Source organism: Duganella sp. OV510, from assembly GCF_900100205.1.
Taxonomy (GTDB): Bacteria; Pseudomonadota; Gammaproteobacteria; order Burkholderiales; family Burkholderiaceae_D; genus Rugamonas.
In genome coordinates this window covers 1,476,074-1,496,380 of sequence record NZ_FNEQ01000001.1, presented here as the reverse complement: position 1 = coordinate 1,496,380, position 20,307 = coordinate 1,476,074, and the positions used below count along the sequence as shown (strand labels likewise).

Genomic DNA, 20,307 nt, shown 5'->3' with positions numbered 1-20,307 from the left:
CCCTTATGAGCCAGGCTAATCAATACCGTTGGCAAAGCGATGGTGTATTGCAGCAAAACGCTACATTAGTGAATAATTTTATCGTTTTAATGCTTATATTTGACCTAAGAATTGTTTCTGTTATGTATCGACGTGTATCGGCTGAGCTTGTCATCTGTTTGTAATGTGGCCGTCATCTTGCGGTCAGGGCTGGATTTCTATACTGGGCAGACACTAACCCTTAAGGAATCGCCATGAAAAAGCTGTTACTTGCCGGTACTTTTGCCGCGCTGTTTTCGGGGGCTGCATCGGCCGCTGTTAATAATATTGTATTGGTCCACGGTGCTTATGCCGATGGCTCCAGCTGGAACGAGGTCATCGCGCTGCTGCAAAAGGCTGGCAAGCATGTGACTTCGGTGCAAAATCCGCTGACCTCGCTGGCCGACGATGCCGACGCCACCCGCCGTATCCTGGCATTGCAGGATGGCCCGACGGTGCTGGTCGGCCATTCGTGGGCCGGCACGGTGATCAGTGAAACCGGCACCGACGCCAAGGTGGCGGCGCTGGTGTATGTGGCGGCGCGCGCGCCGGATGCCGGCGAGGATTATGCCGCGCTGGCGGCCCAATTCCCGGCGGCACCGGCCAGCAAGGGCCTGGTCAAGTCGCCGGACGGCTTTGCGCAGCTGAACGAGGAAGCCTTCGTGCGCGATTTTGCCGGCGACCTGGACCCGGCGCGGGCGCGGGTGCTGTATGCGGGGCAGGGACGCATTTCGCAAAGCCTGTTCAGCAGCCGCACCACACAGGCAGCCTGGAAGCTCAAGCCGAGCTATTACGCGGTGTCGGCCAATGACCGCACCACCTCGCCGGAGCTGGAGCGTTTCCTGGCCAAGCGGATGGGCGCGAAAACCATCGAACTGCAGTCCAGCCACGTGTCGATGATTTCGCATCCGCAGGAGATTGCCAATCTTATTCTGGAAGCGGCGAAGTAAGCACGACGCCGCCGCCATTCTCCTTCACCGTGATCGCGCCCGCCGCCTGCTGCGGGCCGATCATGGTGCCATTCGCCATCCCCATCGCATTGGTGCGGAAGCTGCCCACCGGCGCGGCCTGTCCGCCCGCATACACGTCGTAGACCGTGTCCGGCTTCAGCTGGTACAGGAAAGCCTCGATGGATTCCACCACGCCCAGGCTGCGCAGCACAATAAAGCCCTTGCCCTTGCCCTTGCCGCCGGCCGGCCGCAGCTGCATATTGCGCGCGTCCTGATTCACGCGCGGCACCAGATTGGCGCGGTCGTCCGCCGTTGGCGCCACGTTGGACAGGTAGACCAACGCCTGCGGCGCCTGACCGCCACCCATGGTGGCGATGATTTTATTGGTGGCAGTGTCGATCACCTGCACCCCGTCGCCGTTTTCCAGGCCGATGTAGACGCGGCTGTTGTCGTCGGAAGTCCAGGCACCATGCGGCAGTGCGCCGGTGGCGATGCTCGCCAGCAGCCTGGCTTCCTTGCCGGTGCTGTAAACCTTGACCACGTTCTCGCCGCCGACGGTGACGTAGGCGCGCACTTCGCCGCCCACCTTGGCGAACGCCAGGTGATTGGTGATGAAGCCGGTGTCGATGACGCCGGTCACCGCCAGCGTGCGGGTGCTGATGCGGGTGACTTTGCCCACATCCTTGTGCGTCATCCAGATTTCGCTGAAGTCCGGCGTGAATTGCAGGAAAGGCGAGAAAGGGCTGACCACATCGATGCGCTTGATGATGGTGTGCGAGGCGACGTCGATGATGTCCACGGTGGGGGTAAAGCTGGAGACGGCAAACGCCAGCTTGCCATCGGGATGGAACTGCACCATGCCGGGACCGACTGCGGTCTGGATGCGGCGCGTTTCCTTGAAAGTGGCCGGATCGATCACCGAGATATAGTCCTCGCCGCGCACCACCACCCAGACTTCCTTGCCGTCGGCCGTGAAAAAGCCTTCATGCGGCGAGCGGCCGACATAGGTCTTGCCCTTGACCCGGTTGGTGGCGGTGTCGATGAAGGTGACCGAGTTGGAGCCGTTGGAGATGGCGATCAGCGTCTTGTGATCGGGCGAAAAACCCAGGCCGTGGACATTGATTTCGCCACGATACAGTGGCGACAGCACGTCCGGCCGGGCGTTGCCCAGCTTGATCTGGCCCAGCAGCGTATTGCTGGAAGGGCTGAAAACGGAAATGGTATTGGTGTTCTGGTCGGCGGTATAGACGCGGTCCAGCGGCGACGGTGCGGCAAAAGCCTGGGCGCACAGCAGCGCGCCCATGGCGAAAGGGAGTTGTTTCACGGGTTCTTTTCCTTGTAACGTTGCAGCCAGGCTTGCATCACCTGGATCTCGACCTGCTGCTCGGCGATGATGCCAAGCGCCAGATTGCGGATTTCCGGCTCCTGGGAGGACAGCAGCACGGCCTTGGCCATATCGACGGCGCCCTGGTGATGGGGCATCATCATGGTGACGAAGTCGTGTTCCGGATTGCCGTTCATCGGCGCCTGGCGCATGCCGGCGTCCATGACGGCCATGGCGTCGCCCATCAGCGCGCCGAAGTGCTTGGCGCTGCTGGCGACAAACGTGGGGACGGGCGCCGGGGCGGCGCCGCCATGATGGTGCTGCTGCGCGCTGGCCTGCGCCGCCATCAGCGGCAGGCAGGCCAGGCAGGCGACGATCGCGGCGCGCACCGGATCAGCCGCGATACAGCGGGTTGCTGGCGACGTACACGGTCACCATGCCGGCGTTCACGGCTTGCGGCGCGATCTTGGCCAGGTCAAATACTTCTTCGCTGTGCAGCGTCTCGAAATGCCAGGTGAAGGACTGGCCGTTGACATCGAAGGTGACGGTGTCGCCGTTGTTGACGTTGACCCATTTGGTACCGGCCTCGATGACAATGTGGCGGTCGGCGTTGTTGGCCTGGGTGGGCATGCCGAATTGCGTCAGCGGATTGACGGCGGCATGGGCTGCGCCGGCAGTCAGTGCGGCAGCGATAATGGTAATGTGCAGGGCTTTGAACATGATGTTTCCTTTTGGTGGTTGAGTGAAGATGTGGCCAGTCTACGCAGCGCGCACTGACAGCAAGATGACGTTCACATGACAGATTTGTAATCCCTGCGGCCATCCAAAAGGCCGACAATGAGCACATCATGAAAATACTGATTGTTGAAGACGAACCCAAGGCGGGCGACTATCTGGTCAAGGGCCTGAACGAATCCGGTTATGTGGTGGACCTGGCGCGCAATGGCATCGACGGCCTGGCGCTGGCGCTCGAACACGACTACGAGCTGATCGTGCTGGACGTGATGCTGCCGCAGATGGACGGCTGGACCGTGCTGGCGCGGCTGCGCGAGCGCAAGGAAACGCCGGTGCTGTTCCTGACCGCGCGCGACGATGTGGCCGACCGCGTCAAGGGCCTGGAACTGGGCGCCGACGATTACCTGGTCAAGCCCTTTGCCTTTGCCGAATTGCTGGCGCGCGTCAAGACGCTGTTGCGGCGCGGGCCGGTGCGCGAATCGGACATCCTGCGCCTGGCCGACCTGGAAATCGATGTGCTGCGCCGGCGTGTGACGCGTGGCGGCCAGCGCATCGACCTGACCGCCAAGGAGTTTGCGCTGCTGCACCTGCTGGCCAAGCGCCAGGGCGAGGTGCTGTCGCGCACGCAGATCGCCTCGATGGTCTGGGACATGAACTTCGACTCCGATACCAATGTGGTGGACGTGGCGATCCGCCGCCTGCGCGCCAAGGTTGACGATCCGTATGCCTTGAAACTGGTGCAGACGGTGCGCGGCATGGGCTATCTGCTGGAAGTGCGCGAATGAAGCGCCGGCCGTTGTCGCTGACGTTGCGGGTGGCGCTGCTGCTGTCGGCGGTCAGCGTGGCGAGTTTCGTCGCGGTGGGCGCCTACCTGTATCACACCTTGCAGCGGCAGATGGCCAGCCGGGATGACATCGAACTGATCGCCAAGGTCGACCAGCTGCGGCGCATCATCGCCGGCCTGCCGTCGGCCGCCGCCATCGCCAGCGACGGCAGGGCGCTGACCGATACGCTGTACGGCCATAACGACTTCATGCTGCGGGTGAACGCGGCCGACGGCAAGCCACTGCTGCAAACCTCGGTCACCTCGCGGCCCTTGCCGCAGGTTGACAGCGTGCCGGTGCAGCGCGCGCTGACGCTGGACGACATCCACGACTGGCAACCTGCCGCCGGCATCGGCCGCATGGTAAGGGCTACTGCGCTGGCCGGCGCTGGCGCTGCCGGCGGCGAGCCGGTGCAGGTGACGCTGGCGCGCGAGCGCTCCGACCGTCTCAAGCTGCTGCGCGGCTATGCCGGTGACCTGCTGCTGGCGCTGGGCGGCGGCGCGCTGCTGGCGACCTTGCTTGGCTATGCCATCGTCCGCCACAGCATGCGTCAGCTGCGTTCGGTGGTCGCCAAGGCCAACGACATCAGCACCAGCCGCATGAATACGCGGCTGTCGGTGCAGGACGCGCCGGTCGAGCTGCGCGAACTGGGCGTGGCCTTCAACGGCATGCTGAACCGGCTGGAGGACGGCGTGCAGCGCCTGTCCGGCTTTGCCGCCGACCTGGCGCACGATATGCGCACACCGGTCAATACGCTGATGGTGGAAACCCAGGTGGCGCTGTCGCGTGCCCGCACGGTGGAGGAATACCAGGCGCTGCTGGCCTCGAATTCCGAGGAATACGAACGCCTGTCGCGGATGATCGAAAACACGCTGTTTCTGGCGCGCGCCGACAACGCCCAGCTGGCGTTGCGACGCGAAACGCTGGACCTGCGGGCGGAACTGCAACGCATCCACGACTATTTTGAAATACTGGCGGACGATGTCGGCGTGCGCCTGAACGTGGAGGCCGAAGCGCTGCGTGCGGATATCGATCCGGTACTGCTGCAGCGCGCGGTCAGCAACCTGGTCGCCAACGCCATTCCGCACACGCCGGCTGGCGGCCAGGTGACGCTGTCGGCGCGCGCTGTTGCCGATGGCGTGGAAATCCAGGTCAGCAACAGCGGCCCCGGCATCGCCGCCGCCCATCTGCCGCACATCTTTGACCGCTACTACCGCGCCGATCCGGCCCGTTCGGCTGGCGCGGGGCTGGGCTTGTCCATCGTCCGCGCCATCATGGAGTTGCATGGTGGAAAAATTACAGTGGACAGCCAATCTGGCCTGACGACGTTTTCGCTACGCTTTGAAAAAAAATAGCGAAATCGTGTCGATTTCGGCGGTACTGCTTCGTCGTGGGTATAGAGTGACTTACTCAACCCACCACGGAGGAGACCATCATGATCAACAGCATCATTCCACATCTGGTATGCGAAGGCGCCGCCGACGCCATTGAATTCTATAAAAAAGCCTTTGACGCAGTCGAACTGATGCGCCTGCCCGGCGAAAACGGCCGCATCATGCACGCTACGCTGAAAATCGGCGACTCGACGCTGATGCTGGCCGACGATTTTCCCGAATATGGCGGCCTGGGGCCGAAAGCGCTGAAAGGCAGCCCGGTCACACTGCACCTGTCGTCACCGGACGTCGACGCGGCATTCAAGCAGGCGGTGGATGCCGGCGCCAGCGTGCGCATGCCGCCAGCCGACATGTTCTGGGGCGACCGCTACGGCCAGGTGACCGACCCGTTCGGCCATCACTGGTCGATCGCCACCCGCATCAAGGACATGACGCCGGCGGAAATGGCTGATGCGATGAAGCAGATGCCGAACGATTGCCAGTAAGGAACGGTCCATGCGATTCATGATGATCGTCAAAGCCACTACGGATTCCGAAGCCGGCAAGATGCCCAGCACGGAGCTGATGCAGGCGATGGGCAAGTTCAACCAAGAACTGGTCAACGCCGGCGTGCTGCTGGCCGGCGAGGGCCTGCATCCAAGTTCCAAAGGTGCGCGCATCCGCTACGAGGGCGCCGCGCGCACCGTCACCGAGGGGCCGTTTGCCGAAACCAGGGAACTGGTCGCCGGTTTCTGGCTGATCCAGGTGCAATCGAAGGAGGAGGCGATTGAGTGGATGAAGCGCTGCCCGAACCCGTTTGACGGTCCGTCCGAGATCGAAATCCGCCAAGTGTATGAAATGAGCGACTTCGGCGACGCCCTGCCGCCGGAATTGGCGGCCCAGGAAGAGTCTTTGCGGGCACGCATGTGATACCTTACTCACTCAGTCTAGTCTGGAGCACGATGTAATGGAATTCATGGTACTGCGCCGCGCCAATCAAAGCACGGAACGAGGAACGCAGCCGCCGGCGCTGGAGCCGGGGACCTTTCTGCGCCCCAGCGCGGAAGCGGTGCGGCTGCAGCGCCGGGATGGCGTCTGGACCGAAGTGCAAGGCCCTTTCCCGCCCAAGGAACTGGTGGCTGGCTTCGTGCTGCTGGAGGCCGAGTCGCGCGAGGACATCATTGCCCAGGTGCGCTATTGGCCCTTGTTCGACAGTGGCGCAGTCTATGAAATCCGCGACGCCGGCTGCCCCGGCAACTGTGTCGGCTTCGACGAGCGCGGCACGGCCGCCGGCACCATCCCGCAACGCAAGGAGACGTTGACGCGCTACGTGGTCTTCCTGCGCTCGGACGCCGACAGCGAATCCGATGCGGCGCCGCCGCCGGAAGTCATCGATGTCATGAACGAGCACAATGAGGCCGGCGTGCAGCAGGGGGTGCTGCTGGCCGGCGAAGGGTTGAAGGGTACGAGCAATGCCACGCGGGTGCATTACGCCAACTCGCGGACCTCGGTGGTGGATGGCCCGTTCACTGAAGTGAAAGAGCTGATCGCCGGCTACTGGATGTTGCAGGCGGCCTCGCGCGACGAGGCGATCGCCTGGGCCAAGGCCTATCCGTATCCACAGCCGGGCGATATCACGCTGGAAATCCGCGAAGCGTGCGAGCGCAAGTCGCACGTCGAATTCACGCCCGACATGGTCAAGGCCGAAGAGCGCATGCGCGCTGAATTGCTGGAAGCGGAACTGCGCAACGCCTTCAGCAAAGCGGCCCGTGGCGGCTGATGTCCACAAGACGGTAACAGCGGTATGGCGGATGGAGTCCGCCAGGATCATCGCCGTGCTGGCGCGCATGTTGCGCGATGTCGGCCAGGCCGAGGAGCTGGCGCAGGACGCGTTGGTGCTGGCGCTGGAGCGCTGGCCGCAAACCGGTGTGCCCGACCAGCCGGCGGCGTGGCTGACCACCGTGGCGAAAAACCGCGCACTGGACGTGCTGCGCCATCGGCAGCTACATCACGCAAAAGAAGCGGCGATCAGCTATGAGATCGACAGCCAGTTGCAGGACGCCGCGCCCGACCTGGAGACCGCCGTCGCCGACGCGCTGGAAAACGATATTGGCGACGACCTGCTGCGGCTGGTGTTTGTTGCCTGCCATCCGGTGCTGCCCACCGATGGCCGCGTGGCGCTGACCTTGCGCCTGCTGGGCGGCCTGAGCACCGATGAAATTGCCCGCGCCTTCCTGGTGCCGGAAAAAACCGTGGCGCAGCGCATCGTCCGCGCCAAGCGCACGCTGTCGGAAGCCAGGGTGCCGTTCGAGGCGCCGCGCGCGCACGAGCTGGGCGAGCGGCTGGCCTCGGTGCTGCAAGTCATCTACCTGATCTATAACGAAGGCTATTCGGCCAGTGCCGGTGCCGACTGGATGCGCCCGGCGCTGTGCGAGGAGGCGCTGCGGCTGGGACGCATTCTGGCCGGCTTGCAGCCGCACGAGCCGGAAGTGCATGGACTGGTGGCGCTGATGGAAATCCAGTCCTCGCGCGCCCGCGCCCGGCTCGGGCCGAAAGGCGAGCCCATTTTGCTGCTGGAGCAGGACCGTTCACGCTGGGACCAGTTGCTGATACGCCGTGGCCTGGCGGCGCTGGCGCGCGCCGAGCAACTGGCGCTGTCGCCAGCCGATGCACCAGGCGCCGGCGGCCTGCAAGGCCTGGGGCCGTATGCCTTGCAGGCCGCCATCGCCGCCTGCCATGCGCGCGCCCGGCGTGCCGAAGAGACTGACTGGCAGCGCATTGCCGCGCTGTATGAAGCACTGGCGCAGCGCTTGCCGTCGCCGATCGTCGAACTGAATCGCGCGGTGGCATTGTCGATGGCCTATGGGCCGCAAGCGGGATTGGAGGTGGTGGATGGCTTGCTGGAAGCGCCAGCCTTGAAACATTATCATCTGCTGCCCAGCGTGCGTGGCGACTTGCTTGCCAGGCTGGAGCGCCACGACGAGGCGCGTGGTGAATTCGAACGCGCTGCCGCGCTGACGCACAACGAGCGCGAACGCCAGCTGCTGCTGGCGCGCGCGCAATCGTCGCCATTGTCTTAGGCCAGCGTTGCTTCCAGCAGCTTGACCAGCGATTCGATGCCGTCGGCGTCGGTCTGGTCGAAGCGGTTCGGCAGCGGGCTGTCGAGGTCGAACACGCCGACAATCGCGCCGTCCGGGCCGCGCACCGGCACCACCAGCTCCGAGCGCGAATTGACGTCGCAGGCAATGTGGCCGGGGAAGGCGTGCACGTCCGGCACGACAATCGACTTGCCTTCCACCACGGTGGTGCCGCAGACGCCACGGCCTTTCTTGATGCGGATACAGGCCGGCTTGCCCTGGAACGGGCCGAGCACCAGTTCATCGCCCTTGAGGAAATAGAAACCGGCCCAGTTCAGGCCCGGCATGCTGTTGAATACCAGCGAGCTGAAGTTGGCGGTATTGGCGATCAGATCGGTTTCGCCGTGGACCAGGCCTTGCAGTTGCGGGCGCAGGTCGTTGTACATGGCGTTTTTGGCGTCGGCGCTGTCGGTGCCGTAGGCGTTGTCGCTGAGGGTAAAGGTCATGATGTGTTGTTCAGTAAATAAGCGCGGGCGCGCCAAGACCTCTATGGTAGCCGATCCGACGATTTTACGAAGACTTCCTACCCTTTTTGTAGGCGGTATCCGATAGCGCTTCCGCTTTGCGCGCGCTACTCTGGTGGACAGTGCCTTATTACCGAAGCGGGGGAGAATATGTCCACGAGAAAAAAGAGCACGGCGCCACGGCAGCCGCCGAAAAGCAAGCCTGGGATGCCGCCCGTGCAACCAGCAGCGCCGGCCATCGATGTCGATGCCATGCTGATGGTTGGCGAGGAGCGCGTCCACATCGATTGCGAGCAGGACGACAACGTCACCTTCATGGCGGAACAGATCGATTGACTCGGTGCGCTGGCTGACAGACCAGCTAGCCCTGCGGGCGCGAAAATCGGCTATCTCTACTCGAAAGCCGCCTATGTCCGCCGATATGGTGATCGTCCGCAAAGAAGGCCTGTATTGTGTGCCAGGCCAGTTCTACATCGACCCGTGGCGGCCGGTGGAGCGGGCCGTTATCACGCATGCGCATGGCGACCACGCGCGTGGCGGGCACCAGCATTACCTGACGGCCGCACCGGGCGTGAATGTGATGAAGTCGCGGCTGGGGCCGGTCAATATCACCGGCCTGGCGTATGGCGAACCGTTGCTGCACAACGGCGTCAAGGTGTCGCTGCATCCGGCTGGTCACGTGCTGGGTTCGGCGCAGGTGCGCATGGAGTATCGTGGCGAGGTGTGGGTGGCGTCGGGCGACTACAAGGTCGAGGCCGATAGCACCTGCGCGCCGTTCGAGCCGGTGCGTTGCGACACCTTTATCACGGAATCCACCTTCGGCCTGCCGATCTACCGCTGGCAGCCGCAGCAGGAAATCTACAACGATGTGAACGCCTGGTGGTCCGCCAATGCGGCGCAGGGCCGTGCCAGCGTGCTGCTGGGCTATAGCTTCGGCAAGGCGCAGCGTTTGCTGAGCGGGCTGGACCCGTCGATCGGCCCGATCATCTGCCATGGCGCGGTGCAGACCTTGAACGAAGTCTACCGGGAGGGTGGCGTGTGGCTGCCGTCCACGGTGATGGTCGGCGACGTCGCCAAGAGCGACATCGGCAAATCCATCGTGCTGGCGCCGCCATCGGCCGGTGGCTCGCCGTGGATCAAGCGCTTTGGCGATTTCAGCGACGCCTTCGCCAGCGGCTGGATGCAGTTGCGCGGCGCGCGCCGGCGGCGCGGCGTCGACCGTGGCTTTGTGTTGTCCGACCATGCCGACTGGCCCGGCCTGCTGGAGGCAATTACCGCCACCGGCGCGCAGCGCGTCATTGTCACGCACGGCTCGATCGCGGTGCTGGTGCGCTGGTTGCAGCAGCAAGGCTTGCAAGCCAGCGGCTTCGATACCGAATATGGCGACGACGAGGCCGAGGAGGTCAGCAATGCGTGACTTTGCCCGCCTGTACGCCGAGCTGGACGAAACCACGTCCACCAGCCGCAAGCTTGCCGCGCTGCAGAATTATTTCACCACCGCCGCGCCGCAGGATGCCGCCTGGGCGGTGTATTTCCTCGCCGGCGGCAAGCCGCGCCAGGCGGTGCCAACCAAGCTGCTGCGCCAGTATGCGATGGAATACGCCGGCCTGGACGAGTGGCTGTTCGACGAATGCTACCACGCCGTCGGCGACCTGGCCGAGACCATTGCCCACATCCTGCCGCCGCCCAAGCATCCGAGTGAAATCGGCCTGGCCGACTGGATCGAGCTGGGCATCGCACCGCTGCGTGGCGCCGATCCGGAAGCGGTGCGCACCGCCTTGTTCACCTACTGGGACCAGCTGGATACGCGCGAGCGCTTCCTGCTGACCAAGCTGATCGGTGGCGGCTTCCGCGTCGGCGTCTCGCGCTTGCTGGTGACGCGCGCCCTGAGCGCCGTTGCCCAGCTCGACAGCAAGCTGATCGCGCAACGCCTGATGGGCTGGACCGACGGCAGCGTCAACCCGACCGGCGCCGGCTTCCGCCAGCTGATTTCCGAGCATACGGTGGAAGAGCAGGTGCAGCGCGGCGGCCAGCCGTATCCGTTTTTCCTGGCGCACCAGCTGGAGCGTGATCCGGCCATGCTGGGCAATCTGGAGGACTGGCAGGTCGAGTGGAAATACGACGGCATGCGCGCCCAGCTGGTGCGCCGCGACGGCAAGAACTGGCTATGGTCGCGCGGCGAAGACCTGATTACCGAGCGCTTCCCCGAGCTGGCGGCGTTGCGCCTGCCGGACGGCGTGGTACTCGATGGCGAGATTCTGGTCTGGCATGGCGGCCACGCGCCAGCGCCGTTTTCCGACCTGCAAAAGCGCATGGGACGCAAGCAGGTGTCGGCGCGCCTGCTGGGCGAATTGCCGGCAGTGATGGTGGCTTACGACCTGCTGGAACTGGAAGGCCGTGACCTGCGCGAGTTGCCGCAGTCCGAACGGCGCATGTTGCTGGAACAGTTGATCGGCAGCCTGCAAGGCACGCCACAACTACGGCTGGCGCCGCTGATCGTGGCGCAGAGCTGGGAGCACCTGGCTGTGATCCGCACCGAGTCGCGCGAACGTGGCGTTGAAGGCATGATGCTGAAGGCGGTGGACGCGCGCTACGGCGTGGGCCGCACCAAGAGCGTTGGCACCTGGTGGAAATGGAAGATCGATCCGTATAGTGTCGACGCGGTACTGATCTACGCCCAGGCTGGCCACGGCCGCCGCGCCTCGCTGTACACCGACTATACCTTTGCGGTATGGGATGAAGGCGGGGACGAGGAGCGCAAGCTGGTGCCGTTTGCCAAGGCGTATTCCGGCCTGACCGATGCCGAAATCGCCCAGGTCGACCAGGCGATCCGCAAGACCACGATCGAGAAATTCGGCCCGGTGCGCAGCGTCACGCCGAGCATGGTGTTCGAGATCGGTTTTGAAGGCATCGCCAGCTCGCCGCGCCACAAGTCCGGCATCGCGGTGCGCTTCCCGCGCATCCTGCGCCGGCGCGAAGATAAATCGGTGGAGGAGGCGGACACGCTGGAGTCGCTGAAAAGCCTGTTGGCAGCGCCATGAACGCGCAAGCCTGGTTTGCTGAACGCGGCTGGACCGCGTTCCCGTTCCAGCGCGAGGTGTGGGCGGCGGCCGCAGCCGGCCGCTCCGGCCTGCTGCATGCCACCACCGGCGCCGGCAAGACCTATGCCGTCTGGTTTGCCGCCTTGCAGCGGGCCGCCGCGTTAAGGCCGGCGACGGGCAGGGCGCCGTCCGGCCTGCGCGTGCTGTGGATCACGCCGATGCGCGCGCTGGCCGCCGACACGCTGCGCGCCTTGCAGGACGCGGCGCCGGACTGGCAGATCGAAGCGCGCACCGGTGACACCAGCTCGGCCCAGCGCGCCCGCCAGAACAAACGACTGCCGGATGCGCTGGTCACCACGCCGGAAAGCCTGACCTTGCTGCTTAGCCACCCGGATGCCGCCGCCCGCATGGCGCAGCTGGTCATGGTCATCATCGATGAATGGCATGAACTGATGGGCAACAAGCGCGGCGTGCAGACACAGCTGGCGCTGGCGCGGCTGCGGCAATGGAATCCGGCGCTGCTGGTGTGGGGGCTGTCGGCCACGCTCGGCAATCTGGCGCAGGCGCGCGATGTGCTGGCGCCGGACGGCGTGATCGTCGAGGGCCACGTCGCCAAGCAGATCCTGGTCGATACGTTGATCCCCGAGCATCCGTCGCGCTTTCCGTGGGGCGGACACCTTGGCGTGCAGATGCTGCAGCCGGTGCTGGCGGAAATCGACCAGCATGGCAGCACGCTGGTGTTCACCAATACGCGTTCTCAGGCGGAGCTGTGGTATCAGCACATGCTCGACGCCAGGCCGGACTGGGCCGGTCTGATCGCCCTGCATCACGGCTCGCTGGACAAGGAGGTGCGCGACTGGGTGGAGCAGGGCCTCAAGCAGGGCCGGCTGAAAGCGGTGGTCTGCACGTCCAGCCTGGACCTGGGCGTCGATTTTCTGCCGGTCGAGCGCGTGCTCCAGATCGGTAGCGCCAAGGGCATTGCCCGCCTGCTGCAACGGGCCGGTCGCAGCGGCCATGCGCCGGGCCGGGTCTCGCGCCTGACGCTGGTGCCGACGCAAAGCATGGAGTTGCTGGAAGCGGCCGGCGCTATCCAGGCGGTTGCCGCGCGCGATATCGAGGCGCGCCCGGTGCCGGAAAAGCCGCTGGACGTGCTGGTGCAGCATCTGGTCACCATCGCGCTGGGCGGCGGCTTCCGCCCCGAGGCCTTGCTGGCGGAGGTGCGCAGCGCCTGGTCGTACCGCAACCTGATGGACGACGAATGGCAATGGGCGCTGGACTTTGTCGCGCGTGGCGGGCAGACCTTGGTGGCGTATCCCGAATACCGGCGCGTGTTGCCGGACGAGGAGGGGGTCTACCGCGTGCCGGACGTCGCGCTGGGCCGCCGTCATCGCATGGGCATCGGCACCATTGTTTCGGATTCGTCGTTGCAGGTGAAATATGTCAGCGGTGGCCGCCTGGGCAGCGTGGAGGAATCGTTTATTTCGCGGCTGCGCAAGGGCGACCATTTTCTGTTCGCCGGGCGCATCCTGGAATTCGTGCGCCTGCACGAAATGACCGCCTACGTACGACGCGCCACCGGCGCCAGGGGCGCGGTGCCGCGCTGGCAGGGCGGGCGCATGCCGATGTCGTCGGAACTGGCACATGCGGCGCTGGCGCAGTTGCGGCTGGCCACGCAGGGCTGCTTTGACGGGCCGGAAATGCAGGCGCTGCAACCGCTGCTGGCAATCCAGCAGCGCTGGTCGTCGCTGCCCGCCGCCGACACCACCGTCATCGAAACCATGCACAGCCGCGAAGGGCGGCACCTGTTCATGTTCCCGTTCGCCGGCCGCTCGGTGCACGTGGGGCTGGCGTCGCTGATCGCCTTCCGCGTCGGCCGCATGGCGCCGGTGACGTTTTCGATTGCCGTCAACGACTATGGCTTCGAGCTGTTGTCGGCGCAGGAACTGGACTGGGCTGCGCTGCTGGATGTGCCCAGCGGCAAGGAGGTCAGCCTGTTCAGCATCGAGCATTTGCTGGAGGATGTGCTGGCCAGCCTGAACGCGACCGAAATGTCGCAGCGGCGCTTTCGTGAAATCGCCCGTATCGCCGGGCTGGTGTTCCAGGGCTATCCGGGACAGGGCAAGAGTGCGCGGCAGTTGCAGGCATCGTCATCGCTGTTCTTTGCCGTGTTCAGCCAGCACGATGCCGGCAACCTGCTGCTGACGCAGGCGCAGCGCGAGGTACTGGAGCAGGAGCTGGAACTCGGCCGTCTGCGCGCCACGCTGCTGGAATTGCAGGCCCGTAGCGTGCGTTTCCATGCAATCAAGCGCGCTACACCGTTCGGCTTTGCGCTGATGGTGGAGCGCTTCCGTGAAAAACTCAGCACCGAAAAATTGTCGGACCGCGTGGCCCGGCTGGTACGTGAACTGGAAAAGGCGGCAGGTCCATGAATCATCTGATCGACATCGTTGGCGAACAATTGCTGATGCTGCCGCAAAAGGCGCTGTACTGGCCGCGCGAGTCCATGCTGATTGTGGCCGACATCCATTTCGGCAAGGCTGCCTCGTTCCGCGCACTGGGCGTGCCGGTGCCTGCCGGCACCACCAGCGCGAATCTGCTGGCGCTGGAGCGCCTGGTGGCGCAGCTGCCAGTGCGGCACATCATGTTCCTCGGTGATTTCCTGCATGCGCGGGCGGCGCACGCACCGGCCACGCTGGCCGCCATGCAGGCCTGGCGCGAGCGTCATCCTGAGTTGCAGCTGACGCTGGTGCGCGGCAATCACGATGCGCATGCCGGCGATCCGCCGGCGCAGCTCGGCATTAGCGTGGTGGATGAACCGCATGTATTGGGGCCGTTTGCCTTCTGCCACCATCCCGACATCCTGGTGCCGTCGTATGTGCTGGCTGGCCATGTGCATCCGGTGTACCGGCTGCGTTCGGGCTGGGACTCGCTGCTGCTGCCGTGCTTTCTGATGGGACCGCAGCATCTGGTGCTGCCGTCGTTCGGCGCGTTCACCGGCGGTCATCCGGTGGCGCCGCAGCCGGGCGAACGCTTGTTCGTCAGCAGCGGCGAGGCGGTGCTGGAAATTCCGCTTTAAAGGCAGATGGTGGTGTGCTTGCCCATGCCCACCGGCGCGCGGCCGGTGACGGCGGTGCGCGCCAGTTGCACCAGCTGCTTCATCTTGCTGGTGCTGGCGTCCCAGTATTCGGCGGTCTGGATGCGCACCCGTATCAGCGTCAGGTGCGGATCGTCGAGGCCGCCGGGATACCATGCCCGCACCAGCGGATTCCACAGTTCGCGCGCCTTGGCGCGGTCTCTCACCAGGAAGGCCTGGCCGGTCACCGACAGGTAGAGGTGCTCGTCCGGGCTGGAGAAGCTGACATTGACTTCAGGATGCAAGGTCAGTTCTTGCGTGTAGTCCGCCTCGTCCGAGGAGAAAAACCACATATTGCCTTCGCCGTCGATCTGCTGCACGGTCAGCGGGCGGCTGCTCAGCACATTGGCGTGGTCCATGGTGGTGAACATGCCGAAGCGGATGTGCTTGATCTTGGCGGCGATGGTGTTGATCTGGTCCTGCGAATAAAGCGGCATGATGCGCCTCCATGACAAAAAGGGTGGTTGCGCCCACGTTAGCGCGCCAGCCCGCCCCGTACTGTTCTTTACATAACAGATACACAAGATGAGTTGACCATTCAAATGATAATCATTATCATTTGTATTTTTCGCCTGAAGGATGTACCGTGAGCGTACCCAGCGCCAATACCGCCCGCAATGCCAGCCGCGCTGTCTGGCTGAAGCATTTGCACCAGTGGCACTGGGTCAGTTCGGCCATGTGTCTGCTGTGCATGGTGCTGTTTTCGGTCACCGGCATCACGCTGAACCACGCTTCGCAGATCGAGGCCAAGCCGGTGGTCACCAACCAGCAGGCGCAGCTGCCGGAAGCGTTGACGGCGCAACTGCGCAGCTATGCCGAGCAGCATGACGGCGCCAAGGAGCCGCTGCCGCAACCGGTCGAGCAGTGGCTGAAGGATGCTTTCAAGGTGCAGGCCGGCGGCCGCGCCGCCGAATGGGCTGCCGACGAGGTCTACCTGCCGATGCCGAAAGCCGGCGGCGACGCCTGGGTGCGCATCGGCCTGGAAGACGGCGCCGCCGAATTTGAAAACACCGACCGTGGCTGGGTGTCCTGGCTGAACGATGTCCACAAGGGCCGCAACACCGGTCCGGCGTGGAACTGGTTCATCGACATTTTTGCCGTGCTGTGCCTGGTGTTCTGCCTTACCGGCTTGCTGATTTTGAAGTTCCATGCGACGAATCGCCCGTTCACCTGGCCGATGGTGGGCCTGGGTGTGTTGATACCCGTAGTTATAGCAGCGCTGTTTATTCATTAATCTCACGACAGGACCTCCATGAAATTACGCTACTCCATCGCGCTTAGTCTGCCACTTGCCAGTGCTTCGGCCATGGCCGCCGACCTGGCCCTCAAACTCGACGTGCCGCAACTGAACGTGGCCGAATACCACCGTCCTTACATCGCCGCCTGGGTCGAGAACGCGGACCAGAAAGTGGTGGCCAACCTGGCCGTGCTGTACGACGTCAAAAAGAAGGACAATGTCGGCACCAAGTGGCTGAAGGACATGCGTACCTGGTGGCGCAAGACCGGCCGCGAGCTGACCATGCCGATGGACGGCGTTTCCGGCGCCACCCGCGCTCCGGGCGAAACCACGCTGAATATTCCGAAAGGCGCACTGGACAAGCTGCCAGCCGGCCAGTACACGGTGCTGGTGGAAGCCTCGCGCGAAGCCGGTGGCCGCGAAGTGGTCAAGGTACCGCTGCAATGGCCGCCTCAGTCGGCACAGAACGTGACCGGCAAGGGCAAGGAAGAGCTGGGTGCGGTCGTTGTGCAAGTCAAACCATAACAACAGGCGGGGATATGAATAAATTCAATAAGTCGTTGATCGCGCTGGCACTGGCCGGCTTGTCCTTCGTTTCGCTGAATGCACAGGCGCACAAGCCGTGGATACTGCCATCGTCGACGCTGGTGGAAGCGGGCCGCGACGGCGCCGCCTGGGTGACGGTGGACGCTGCGGTGTCCGAAGGCCTGTTCGATATCGACCACGTGCCGCTGAAAATCGATGGCATCGATGTGACCGGCCCTGGCGGCATCAAGGTTACGCCGGAGAATGTCAACAACGGCAAGCTGCGCAATACCTTCGACCTGAAACTGACCAAGCCGGGCACCTACAGGATCGCGCTGGTGACGCAAAGCGTGTTCGGCAGCTACAAGGACAAGGAAGGCGCCACCAAGCGTTTCCGCGGCAGCGAGGAAACGCTGGCCAAGGATGTGCCGGCCGACGCCACCGAGGTCAAGCTGTCGCGTAACGAAAACCGCCTGGAAACCTTTGTCACCAACGGCGATCCGAGCAACGATGTGCTGAAGCCAAGCGGCAAAGGCCTGGAACTGGTGCCGGTCAGCCATCCGAACGAGCTGCGCTCCGGCGAGAAAGTCACCTGGCGCCTGCTGTTGGACGGCAAGCCCGCCGCCAACCTGGGCGTCAGCCTGATTCCGGGCGGCGTGCGCTATCGCGGCACGCTGGGCGAGATCCGTCAGAACACCGACGCCAAGGGCGAGCTGACGCTGACGCTGCCGGCCGCTGGCGCCTACATGGTCAGCAGCAGCTGGCCGGCCGCCGCCGCGCCGGTGCCAGGCCAGCCGCCGCAGATGGCGCCGCGTCGCGCCAGCTACGCCGCTGTGCTGGAAATCCTGCCGGACTAAGGCTGGCATGCGCCGGGTTCTTCTGCCTCACATTATTTCCGACGACCCGGCGCCAGCAGGCGGCGTGATCCGCGATTACGCTGGCCGCAGCATGGGCACCAGCTGGTCGGTGCGGCTGGTGGCTGCGCCGGATGCCGCCTGCGCGCATTTGCAGAACGGGCTGCAACAGCAGCTTGATACCATCGTGGCCGAGATGAGCCACTGGGAAACCGAATCCGACCTGGGCCGCTTCAACCGCGCGCCCCATGACAGCTGGCACAGCTTGCCGCCGGCGTTCTTTGACGTACTGTCTTTTGCCATGGACGTGGCGCGCGCCTCCGGCGGCGCCTACGACCCGACCGCCGGCTCGCTGGTCAACCTGTGGGGATTCGGCCCGTGGGGACGCTTCGACCAGCCGGACTTCGTGCCACCGTCGGCCGATGAAATCGCCATCGCCCGCGCCCAGCTGGCGGCGCGGCCGGTGCAGTTGCAGCGCGAGGGCCGCAAGGCCCTGCAACCGGGCGGCGTGCAGCTGGATTTGTCGGCGGTGGCCAAGGGTTACAGCGTCGACCGGCTGTCCTACTATCTGAAAACGCAGGGCTTTGCGCACCACCTGGTCGAGGTGGGCGGCGAGCTGCGCGGCGCCGGCGTCAAGCCGGACGGGCAACCGTGGTGGGTGATGCTGGAGCAGGTCAGCGACGCGGCGCCGGACGCCGTCGTGCCGGGCGAGCTGGCGCTGGCGCTGCACGGCCTGGCGGTCGCCACCTCGGGCGACTACCGCCGCTATTTCAAGCTGGACGGCCAGCGCTACTCGCATACCATCGATCCGCGCAGCGGCATGCCGATCGCCAATGAGCTGGCCTCGGTCACCGTGGTGCACCCGCAATGCATGGCGGCCGACGCCTGGTCCACCGCGCTGACCGTGCTGGGCAGCCGCGATGGCCTGCAACTGGCCGAGCGGCAGGGCCTGGCAGCGCGCTTTGTCGTGCGCCAGCCCGATGGTAGTTTTACTGAAATCCTGAGCCCCCCCTTACGCAGCATGTTAGACGAATGATCTGGACCAACGACCCCACCCGATTGATGCTGGTGGCGGGCATGAGCGTGGCTTACGCGCTGGTATGCCTGGTGCCTTACCTGCGCTGGCGCCGCAAGCGCCTGGCCGCCGCGCGCGCCAAGGCGGAAGCAGCGGCGTCACCCGGCTGGATCGTCAGCTACGCCAGCCAGACCGGCGTGGCTGAAGAGCTGGCGCAGCAAACCAGCGCCACACTGAAGCTGGCCGGCATCCCGGCGCGGCTGGCTGAATTGTCCGAGCTGGGGGCGGAAGATTTGCAGGGCGCCGAGCGCATCCTGTTCCTGGTCAGCACCTACGGCGAGGGCGATGCACCGGACGCCGCTGCCGCCTTTGCCGGGCGCCTGATGACCACCTCGCTGCCGCTGCCGCAGCTGCACTACGCTGTACTGGCGCTGGGCGACCGCTCGTATGGGCAGTTCTGCGGCTTCGGCCGCGCGCTGGACCAGTGGCTGCAGGCGCAGGGCGCGCAAAGCCTGTTCCCGCGCATCGAGGTCGACCGCAGTTCGGAGGCCGCCATCGGCGAGTGGCGCCAGCAGTTGAGCCATCTGGCCGGCACCAGCGACGCGCCGGACTGGAGCGCGCCAGCGTTTGACGCATGGCGCCTGAGCGAGCGCGTGCACCTGAACGAAGGCAGCGCCGGCGCCCCGGTCTACCATCTGGAGCTGGTGCCGGTGAGCGGCGTGCTGCCGGACTGGCAGTCCGGCGACCTGGTGCAGATCGCGGCGCCAGCCGATCCGGCCCATCCGCGTGAATACTCGATCGCCTCGATCCCGGCCGACGGCCGCGTGCACCTGCTGGTGCGCCTGCACAGTCATGCCGATGGTAGCCACGGCGTGGCGTCCGGCTGGCTGACGCAGCAACTGGCGCCGGGCGGCACGCTGCAACTTCGCTGCCGCCAGCACCGCCGTTTCCGCCTGGAGGGCAACGCCGCCCGCCCGCTGATCCTGATCGGCAACGGCAGCGGCATTGCCGGCCTGCGCGGCCACCTGAAGGCGCGCGCGCTGGCCGGGCAGGGCCGCAACTGGCTGCTGTTTGGCGAGCGCAACGGCGCCTACGACTTCCACTACCGTGCCGAGCTGGAGGCGCTGCGCCAGGCTGGTCAACTGACGCTGGATCTGGCCTGGTCGCGCGACGGCGGCGCCGAACGCTATGTGCAGGATTTGCTGCCCGCGCGTGCCGACCAAGTGCGCGCGTGGGTGGCCGATGGCGCGGCGATTTATGTCTGCGGCAGCCTGCAAGGCATGGCCGCAGGGGTCGATCATGCGCTGGCAGATATACTAGGGCGTGATCAACTAGACAACTTGATAGTTGAAAAGCGTTATCAACGGGATGTTTACTAAAATAAACGTGGCAAATCCGCCACGAATGCTGTCGGTGGAAAACGGATTTAGCCATATTAAATTCTTTTGAATTTTGGAAATGCTGAATATTCGCTATATTTCCTTGAATAATGTTTTTTCTTCACTGCTTTAAGTAAAAAACCTACACATTCTGTTACAGCCCCGTTACATAATCATTGGTTGATGAGCAAAGAATGTCTCGTCGCCTAGCCAGATCCTGTGATGTCCTGCGTAGTGGCCTACCGGCTATTTCTTCGTAAGGCTTTTCCCGGCCCGTCAAGGCGCGAACATGCCCCTC

22 protein-coding genes are annotated in these 20,307 nt (G+C 64.5%); 17 read left to right on the top strand and 5 right to left on the bottom strand.

The features are described from left to right. Positions 1-233 precede the first annotated feature (233 nt). The gene (locus BLS51_RS06990) at positions 234-968 is read left to right on the top strand and encodes an alpha/beta fold hydrolase (protein ID WP_090176028.1); all 735 of its coding nucleotides are present in this window, start codon (positions 234-236) and stop codon (positions 966-968) included. Here the strand turns inward: BLS51_RS06990 and BLS51_RS06985 are convergent. The 3 genes from BLS51_RS06985 to BLS51_RS06975 are packed head-to-tail and all read right to left on the bottom strand — an operon-like array spanning position 946 to position 3,012. After that, positions 946-2,271 carry a YncE family protein gene (locus BLS51_RS06985; protein WP_090176031.1) on the bottom strand — a complete coding sequence of 442 codons (1,326 nt, stop codon included), beginning with the start codon at positions 2,269-2,271 and terminating at the stop codon, positions 946-948. The two genes, BLS51_RS06990 and BLS51_RS06985, sit on opposite strands and share 23 nt — an antisense overlap. A 17-nt stretch (positions 2,272-2,288) precedes the next feature. Then, positions 2,289-2,639 (bottom strand): DUF305 domain-containing protein, encoded by a 351-nt coding sequence (locus tag BLS51_RS06980; RefSeq protein ID WP_090180475.1) that lies wholly within the window; start codon positions 2,637-2,639, stop codon positions 2,289-2,291. Between the two features lie 46 nt (positions 2,640-2,685). Continuing rightward, positions 2,686-3,012 (bottom strand): CzcE family metal-binding protein, encoded by a 327-nt coding sequence (locus BLS51_RS06975; protein ID WP_090176034.1) that lies wholly within the window; start codon positions 3,010-3,012, stop codon positions 2,686-2,688. A 128-nt stretch (positions 3,013-3,140) separates the two neighbouring features. Between BLS51_RS06975 and BLS51_RS06970 the strand changes: the two genes are divergently transcribed. The 6 genes from BLS51_RS06970 (at position 3,141) to BLS51_RS06945 (ending at position 8,304) form a co-directional block, all read left to right on the top strand. After that, positions 3,141-3,812, top strand: coding sequence for a heavy metal response regulator transcription factor (locus BLS51_RS06970; RefSeq protein ID WP_090176038.1), 672 nt, complete (start codon positions 3,141-3,143; stop codon positions 3,810-3,812). Continuing rightward, on the top strand, positions 3,809-5,206 hold the full coding sequence (locus BLS51_RS06965; protein ID WP_090176041.1) for a heavy metal sensor histidine kinase: 1,398 nt from the start codon (positions 3,809-3,811) through the stop codon (positions 5,204-5,206). The genes BLS51_RS06970 and BLS51_RS06965 overlap by 4 nt, the downstream gene beginning before the upstream one ends. A gap of 80 nt (positions 5,207-5,286) precedes the next feature. Next, positions 5,287-5,730 (top strand): VOC family protein, encoded by a 444-nt coding sequence (locus BLS51_RS06960; protein WP_090176044.1) that lies wholly within the window; start codon positions 5,287-5,289, stop codon positions 5,728-5,730. 10 nt (positions 5,731-5,740) lie between these two features. Beyond that, positions 5,741-6,154: a YciI family protein gene (locus BLS51_RS06955; RefSeq protein WP_090176047.1), complete on the top strand. Its 414-nt coding sequence runs from the start codon at positions 5,741-5,743 to the stop codon at positions 6,152-6,154. Between the two features lie 37 nt (positions 6,155-6,191). After that, positions 6,192-7,004, top strand: a complete 813-nt coding sequence (locus BLS51_RS06950; protein ID WP_090176050.1) for a YciI family protein — start codon at positions 6,192-6,194, stop codon at positions 7,002-7,004. 31 nt (positions 7,005-7,035) lie between these two features. Further along, on the top strand, positions 7,036-8,304 hold the full coding sequence (locus BLS51_RS06945) for an RNA polymerase sigma factor (RefSeq protein WP_090176052.1): 1,269 nt from the start codon (positions 7,036-7,038) through the stop codon (positions 8,302-8,304). On the opposite strand, the gene BLS51_RS06940 is transcribed toward BLS51_RS06945, so the two are convergent. Beyond that, on the bottom strand, positions 8,301-8,807 hold the full coding sequence (locus tag BLS51_RS06940; protein ID WP_090176055.1) for a GAF domain-containing protein: 507 nt from the start codon (positions 8,805-8,807) through the stop codon (positions 8,301-8,303). The genes BLS51_RS06945 and BLS51_RS06940 overlap by 4 nt on opposite strands. A 168-nt stretch (positions 8,808-8,975) precedes the next feature. Here BLS51_RS06940 and BLS51_RS29225 point away from each other — a divergent pair, with 168 nt between their 5' ends. The 5 genes from BLS51_RS29225 to pdeM all read left to right on the top strand — a co-directional run bounded on the left by BLS51_RS29225 (position 8,976) and on the right by pdeM (position 14,942). After that, a complete protein-coding gene (locus BLS51_RS29225; protein ID WP_139168658.1) occupies positions 8,976-9,161 on the top strand; it encodes a hypothetical protein in 186 nt (61 codons plus the stop codon). A 73-nt stretch (positions 9,162-9,234) separates the two neighbouring features. Beyond that, the gene (locus BLS51_RS06935) at positions 9,235-10,242 is read left to right on the top strand and encodes a ligase-associated DNA damage response exonuclease (RefSeq protein WP_090176060.1); all 1,008 of its coding nucleotides are present in this window, start codon (positions 9,235-9,237) and stop codon (positions 10,240-10,242) included. Further along, positions 10,235-11,866: an ATP-dependent DNA ligase gene (locus BLS51_RS06930; RefSeq protein WP_090176064.1), complete on the top strand. Its 1,632-nt coding sequence runs from the start codon at positions 10,235-10,237 to the stop codon at positions 11,864-11,866. The genes BLS51_RS06935 and BLS51_RS06930 overlap by 8 nt, the downstream gene beginning before the upstream one ends. After that, positions 11,863-14,295 carry a ligase-associated DNA damage response DEXH box helicase gene (locus BLS51_RS06925; RefSeq protein WP_090176067.1) on the top strand — a complete coding sequence of 811 codons (2,433 nt, stop codon included), beginning with the start codon at positions 11,863-11,865 and terminating at the stop codon, positions 14,293-14,295. The genes BLS51_RS06930 and BLS51_RS06925 overlap by 4 nt, the downstream gene beginning before the upstream one ends. Continuing rightward, a complete protein-coding gene (gene pdeM, locus BLS51_RS06920; RefSeq protein WP_090176071.1) occupies positions 14,292-14,942 on the top strand; it encodes a ligase-associated DNA damage response endonuclease PdeM in 651 nt (216 codons plus the stop codon). The genes BLS51_RS06925 and pdeM overlap by 4 nt, the downstream gene beginning before the upstream one ends. Here the strand turns inward: pdeM and BLS51_RS06915 are convergent. Next, positions 14,939-15,436, bottom strand: a complete 498-nt coding sequence (locus BLS51_RS06915) for a pyridoxamine 5'-phosphate oxidase family protein (RefSeq protein ID WP_090176074.1) — start codon at positions 15,434-15,436, stop codon at positions 14,939-14,941. The two genes, pdeM and BLS51_RS06915, sit on opposite strands and share 4 nt — an antisense overlap. 149 nt (positions 15,437-15,585) lie before the next feature. Here BLS51_RS06915 and BLS51_RS06910 point away from each other — a divergent pair, with 149 nt between their 5' ends. The 5 genes from BLS51_RS06910 to BLS51_RS06890 are packed head-to-tail and all read left to right on the top strand — an operon-like array spanning position 15,586 to position 20,009. Further along, entirely contained in the window at positions 15,586-16,233 is a 648-nt protein-coding gene (locus BLS51_RS06910; RefSeq protein WP_090176077.1) for a PepSY-associated TM helix domain-containing protein, read from the top strand. A gap of 18 nt (positions 16,234-16,251) precedes the next feature. Then, a complete protein-coding gene (locus tag BLS51_RS06905) occupies positions 16,252-16,761 on the top strand; it encodes a DUF2271 domain-containing protein (RefSeq protein ID WP_090176080.1) in 510 nt (169 codons plus the stop codon). A gap of 14 nt (positions 16,762-16,775) precedes the next feature. Further along, on the top strand, positions 16,776-17,618 hold the full coding sequence (locus BLS51_RS06900) for a DUF4198 domain-containing protein (RefSeq protein ID WP_090176083.1): 843 nt from the start codon (positions 16,776-16,778) through the stop codon (positions 17,616-17,618). Positions 17,619-17,625: 7 nt separating this feature from the next. Further along, positions 17,626-18,651: an FAD:protein FMN transferase gene (locus tag BLS51_RS06895; protein ID WP_090176086.1), complete on the top strand. Its 1,026-nt coding sequence runs from the start codon at positions 17,626-17,628 to the stop codon at positions 18,649-18,651. After that, the gene (locus BLS51_RS06890) at positions 18,648-20,009 is read left to right on the top strand and encodes a sulfite reductase subunit alpha (RefSeq protein ID WP_090176089.1); all 1,362 of its coding nucleotides are present in this window, start codon (positions 18,648-18,650) and stop codon (positions 20,007-20,009) included. The genes BLS51_RS06895 and BLS51_RS06890 overlap by 4 nt, the downstream gene beginning before the upstream one ends. The last annotated feature ends 298 nt before the right edge of the window (positions 20,010-20,307 follow it).

Excerpts from the sequence above, each read along its gene's own strand:
- BLS51_RS06990 (WP_090176028.1), top strand. The coding sequence starts at position 234 with ATGAAAAAGCTGTTACTTGCCGGTACTTTTGCCGCGCTGTTTTCGGGG.
- BLS51_RS06985 (WP_090176031.1), bottom strand. The coding sequence starts at position 2,271 with ATGGGCGCGCTGCTGTGCGCCCAGGCTTTTGCCGCACCGTCGCCGCTG.
- BLS51_RS06980 (WP_090180475.1), bottom strand. The coding sequence starts at position 2,639 with ATGGCGGCGCAGGCCAGCGCGCAGCAGCACCATCATGGCGGCGCCGCC.
- BLS51_RS06975 (WP_090176034.1), bottom strand. The coding sequence starts at position 3,012 with ATGTTCAAAGCCCTGCACATTACCATTATCGCTGCCGCACTGACTGCC.
- BLS51_RS06970 (WP_090176038.1), top strand. The coding sequence starts at position 3,141 with ATGAAAATACTGATTGTTGAAGACGAACCCAAGGCGGGCGACTATCTG.
- BLS51_RS06965 (WP_090176041.1), top strand. The coding sequence starts at position 3,809 with ATGAAGCGCCGGCCGTTGTCGCTGACGTTGCGGGTGGCGCTGCTGCTG.
- BLS51_RS06960 (WP_090176044.1), top strand. The coding sequence starts at position 5,287 with ATGATCAACAGCATCATTCCACATCTGGTATGCGAAGGCGCCGCCGAC.
- BLS51_RS06955 (WP_090176047.1), top strand. The coding sequence starts at position 5,741 with ATGCGATTCATGATGATCGTCAAAGCCACTACGGATTCCGAAGCCGGC.
- BLS51_RS06950 (WP_090176050.1), top strand. The coding sequence starts at position 6,192 with ATGGAATTCATGGTACTGCGCCGCGCCAATCAAAGCACGGAACGAGGA.
- BLS51_RS06945 (WP_090176052.1), top strand. The coding sequence starts at position 7,036 with ATGGAGTCCGCCAGGATCATCGCCGTGCTGGCGCGCATGTTGCGCGAT.
- BLS51_RS06940 (WP_090176055.1), bottom strand. The coding sequence starts at position 8,807 with ATGACCTTTACCCTCAGCGACAACGCCTACGGCACCGACAGCGCCGAC.
- BLS51_RS29225 (WP_139168658.1), top strand. The coding sequence starts at position 8,976 with ATGTCCACGAGAAAAAAGAGCACGGCGCCACGGCAGCCGCCGAAAAGC.
- BLS51_RS06935 (WP_090176060.1), top strand. The coding sequence starts at position 9,235 with ATGTCCGCCGATATGGTGATCGTCCGCAAAGAAGGCCTGTATTGTGTG.
- BLS51_RS06930 (WP_090176064.1), top strand. The coding sequence starts at position 10,235 with ATGCGTGACTTTGCCCGCCTGTACGCCGAGCTGGACGAAACCACGTCC.
- BLS51_RS06925 (WP_090176067.1), top strand. The coding sequence starts at position 11,863 with ATGAACGCGCAAGCCTGGTTTGCTGAACGCGGCTGGACCGCGTTCCCG.
- pdeM (WP_090176071.1), top strand. The coding sequence starts at position 14,292 with ATGAATCATCTGATCGACATCGTTGGCGAACAATTGCTGATGCTGCCG.
- BLS51_RS06915 (WP_090176074.1), bottom strand. The coding sequence starts at position 15,436 with ATGCCGCTTTATTCGCAGGACCAGATCAACACCATCGCCGCCAAGATC.
- BLS51_RS06905 (WP_090176080.1), top strand. The coding sequence starts at position 16,252 with ATGAAATTACGCTACTCCATCGCGCTTAGTCTGCCACTTGCCAGTGCT.
- BLS51_RS06900 (WP_090176083.1), top strand. The coding sequence starts at position 16,776 with ATGAATAAATTCAATAAGTCGTTGATCGCGCTGGCACTGGCCGGCTTG.
- BLS51_RS06895 (WP_090176086.1), top strand. The coding sequence starts at position 17,626 with ATGCGCCGGGTTCTTCTGCCTCACATTATTTCCGACGACCCGGCGCCA.
- BLS51_RS06890 (WP_090176089.1), top strand. The coding sequence starts at position 18,648 with ATGATCTGGACCAACGACCCCACCCGATTGATGCTGGTGGCGGGCATG.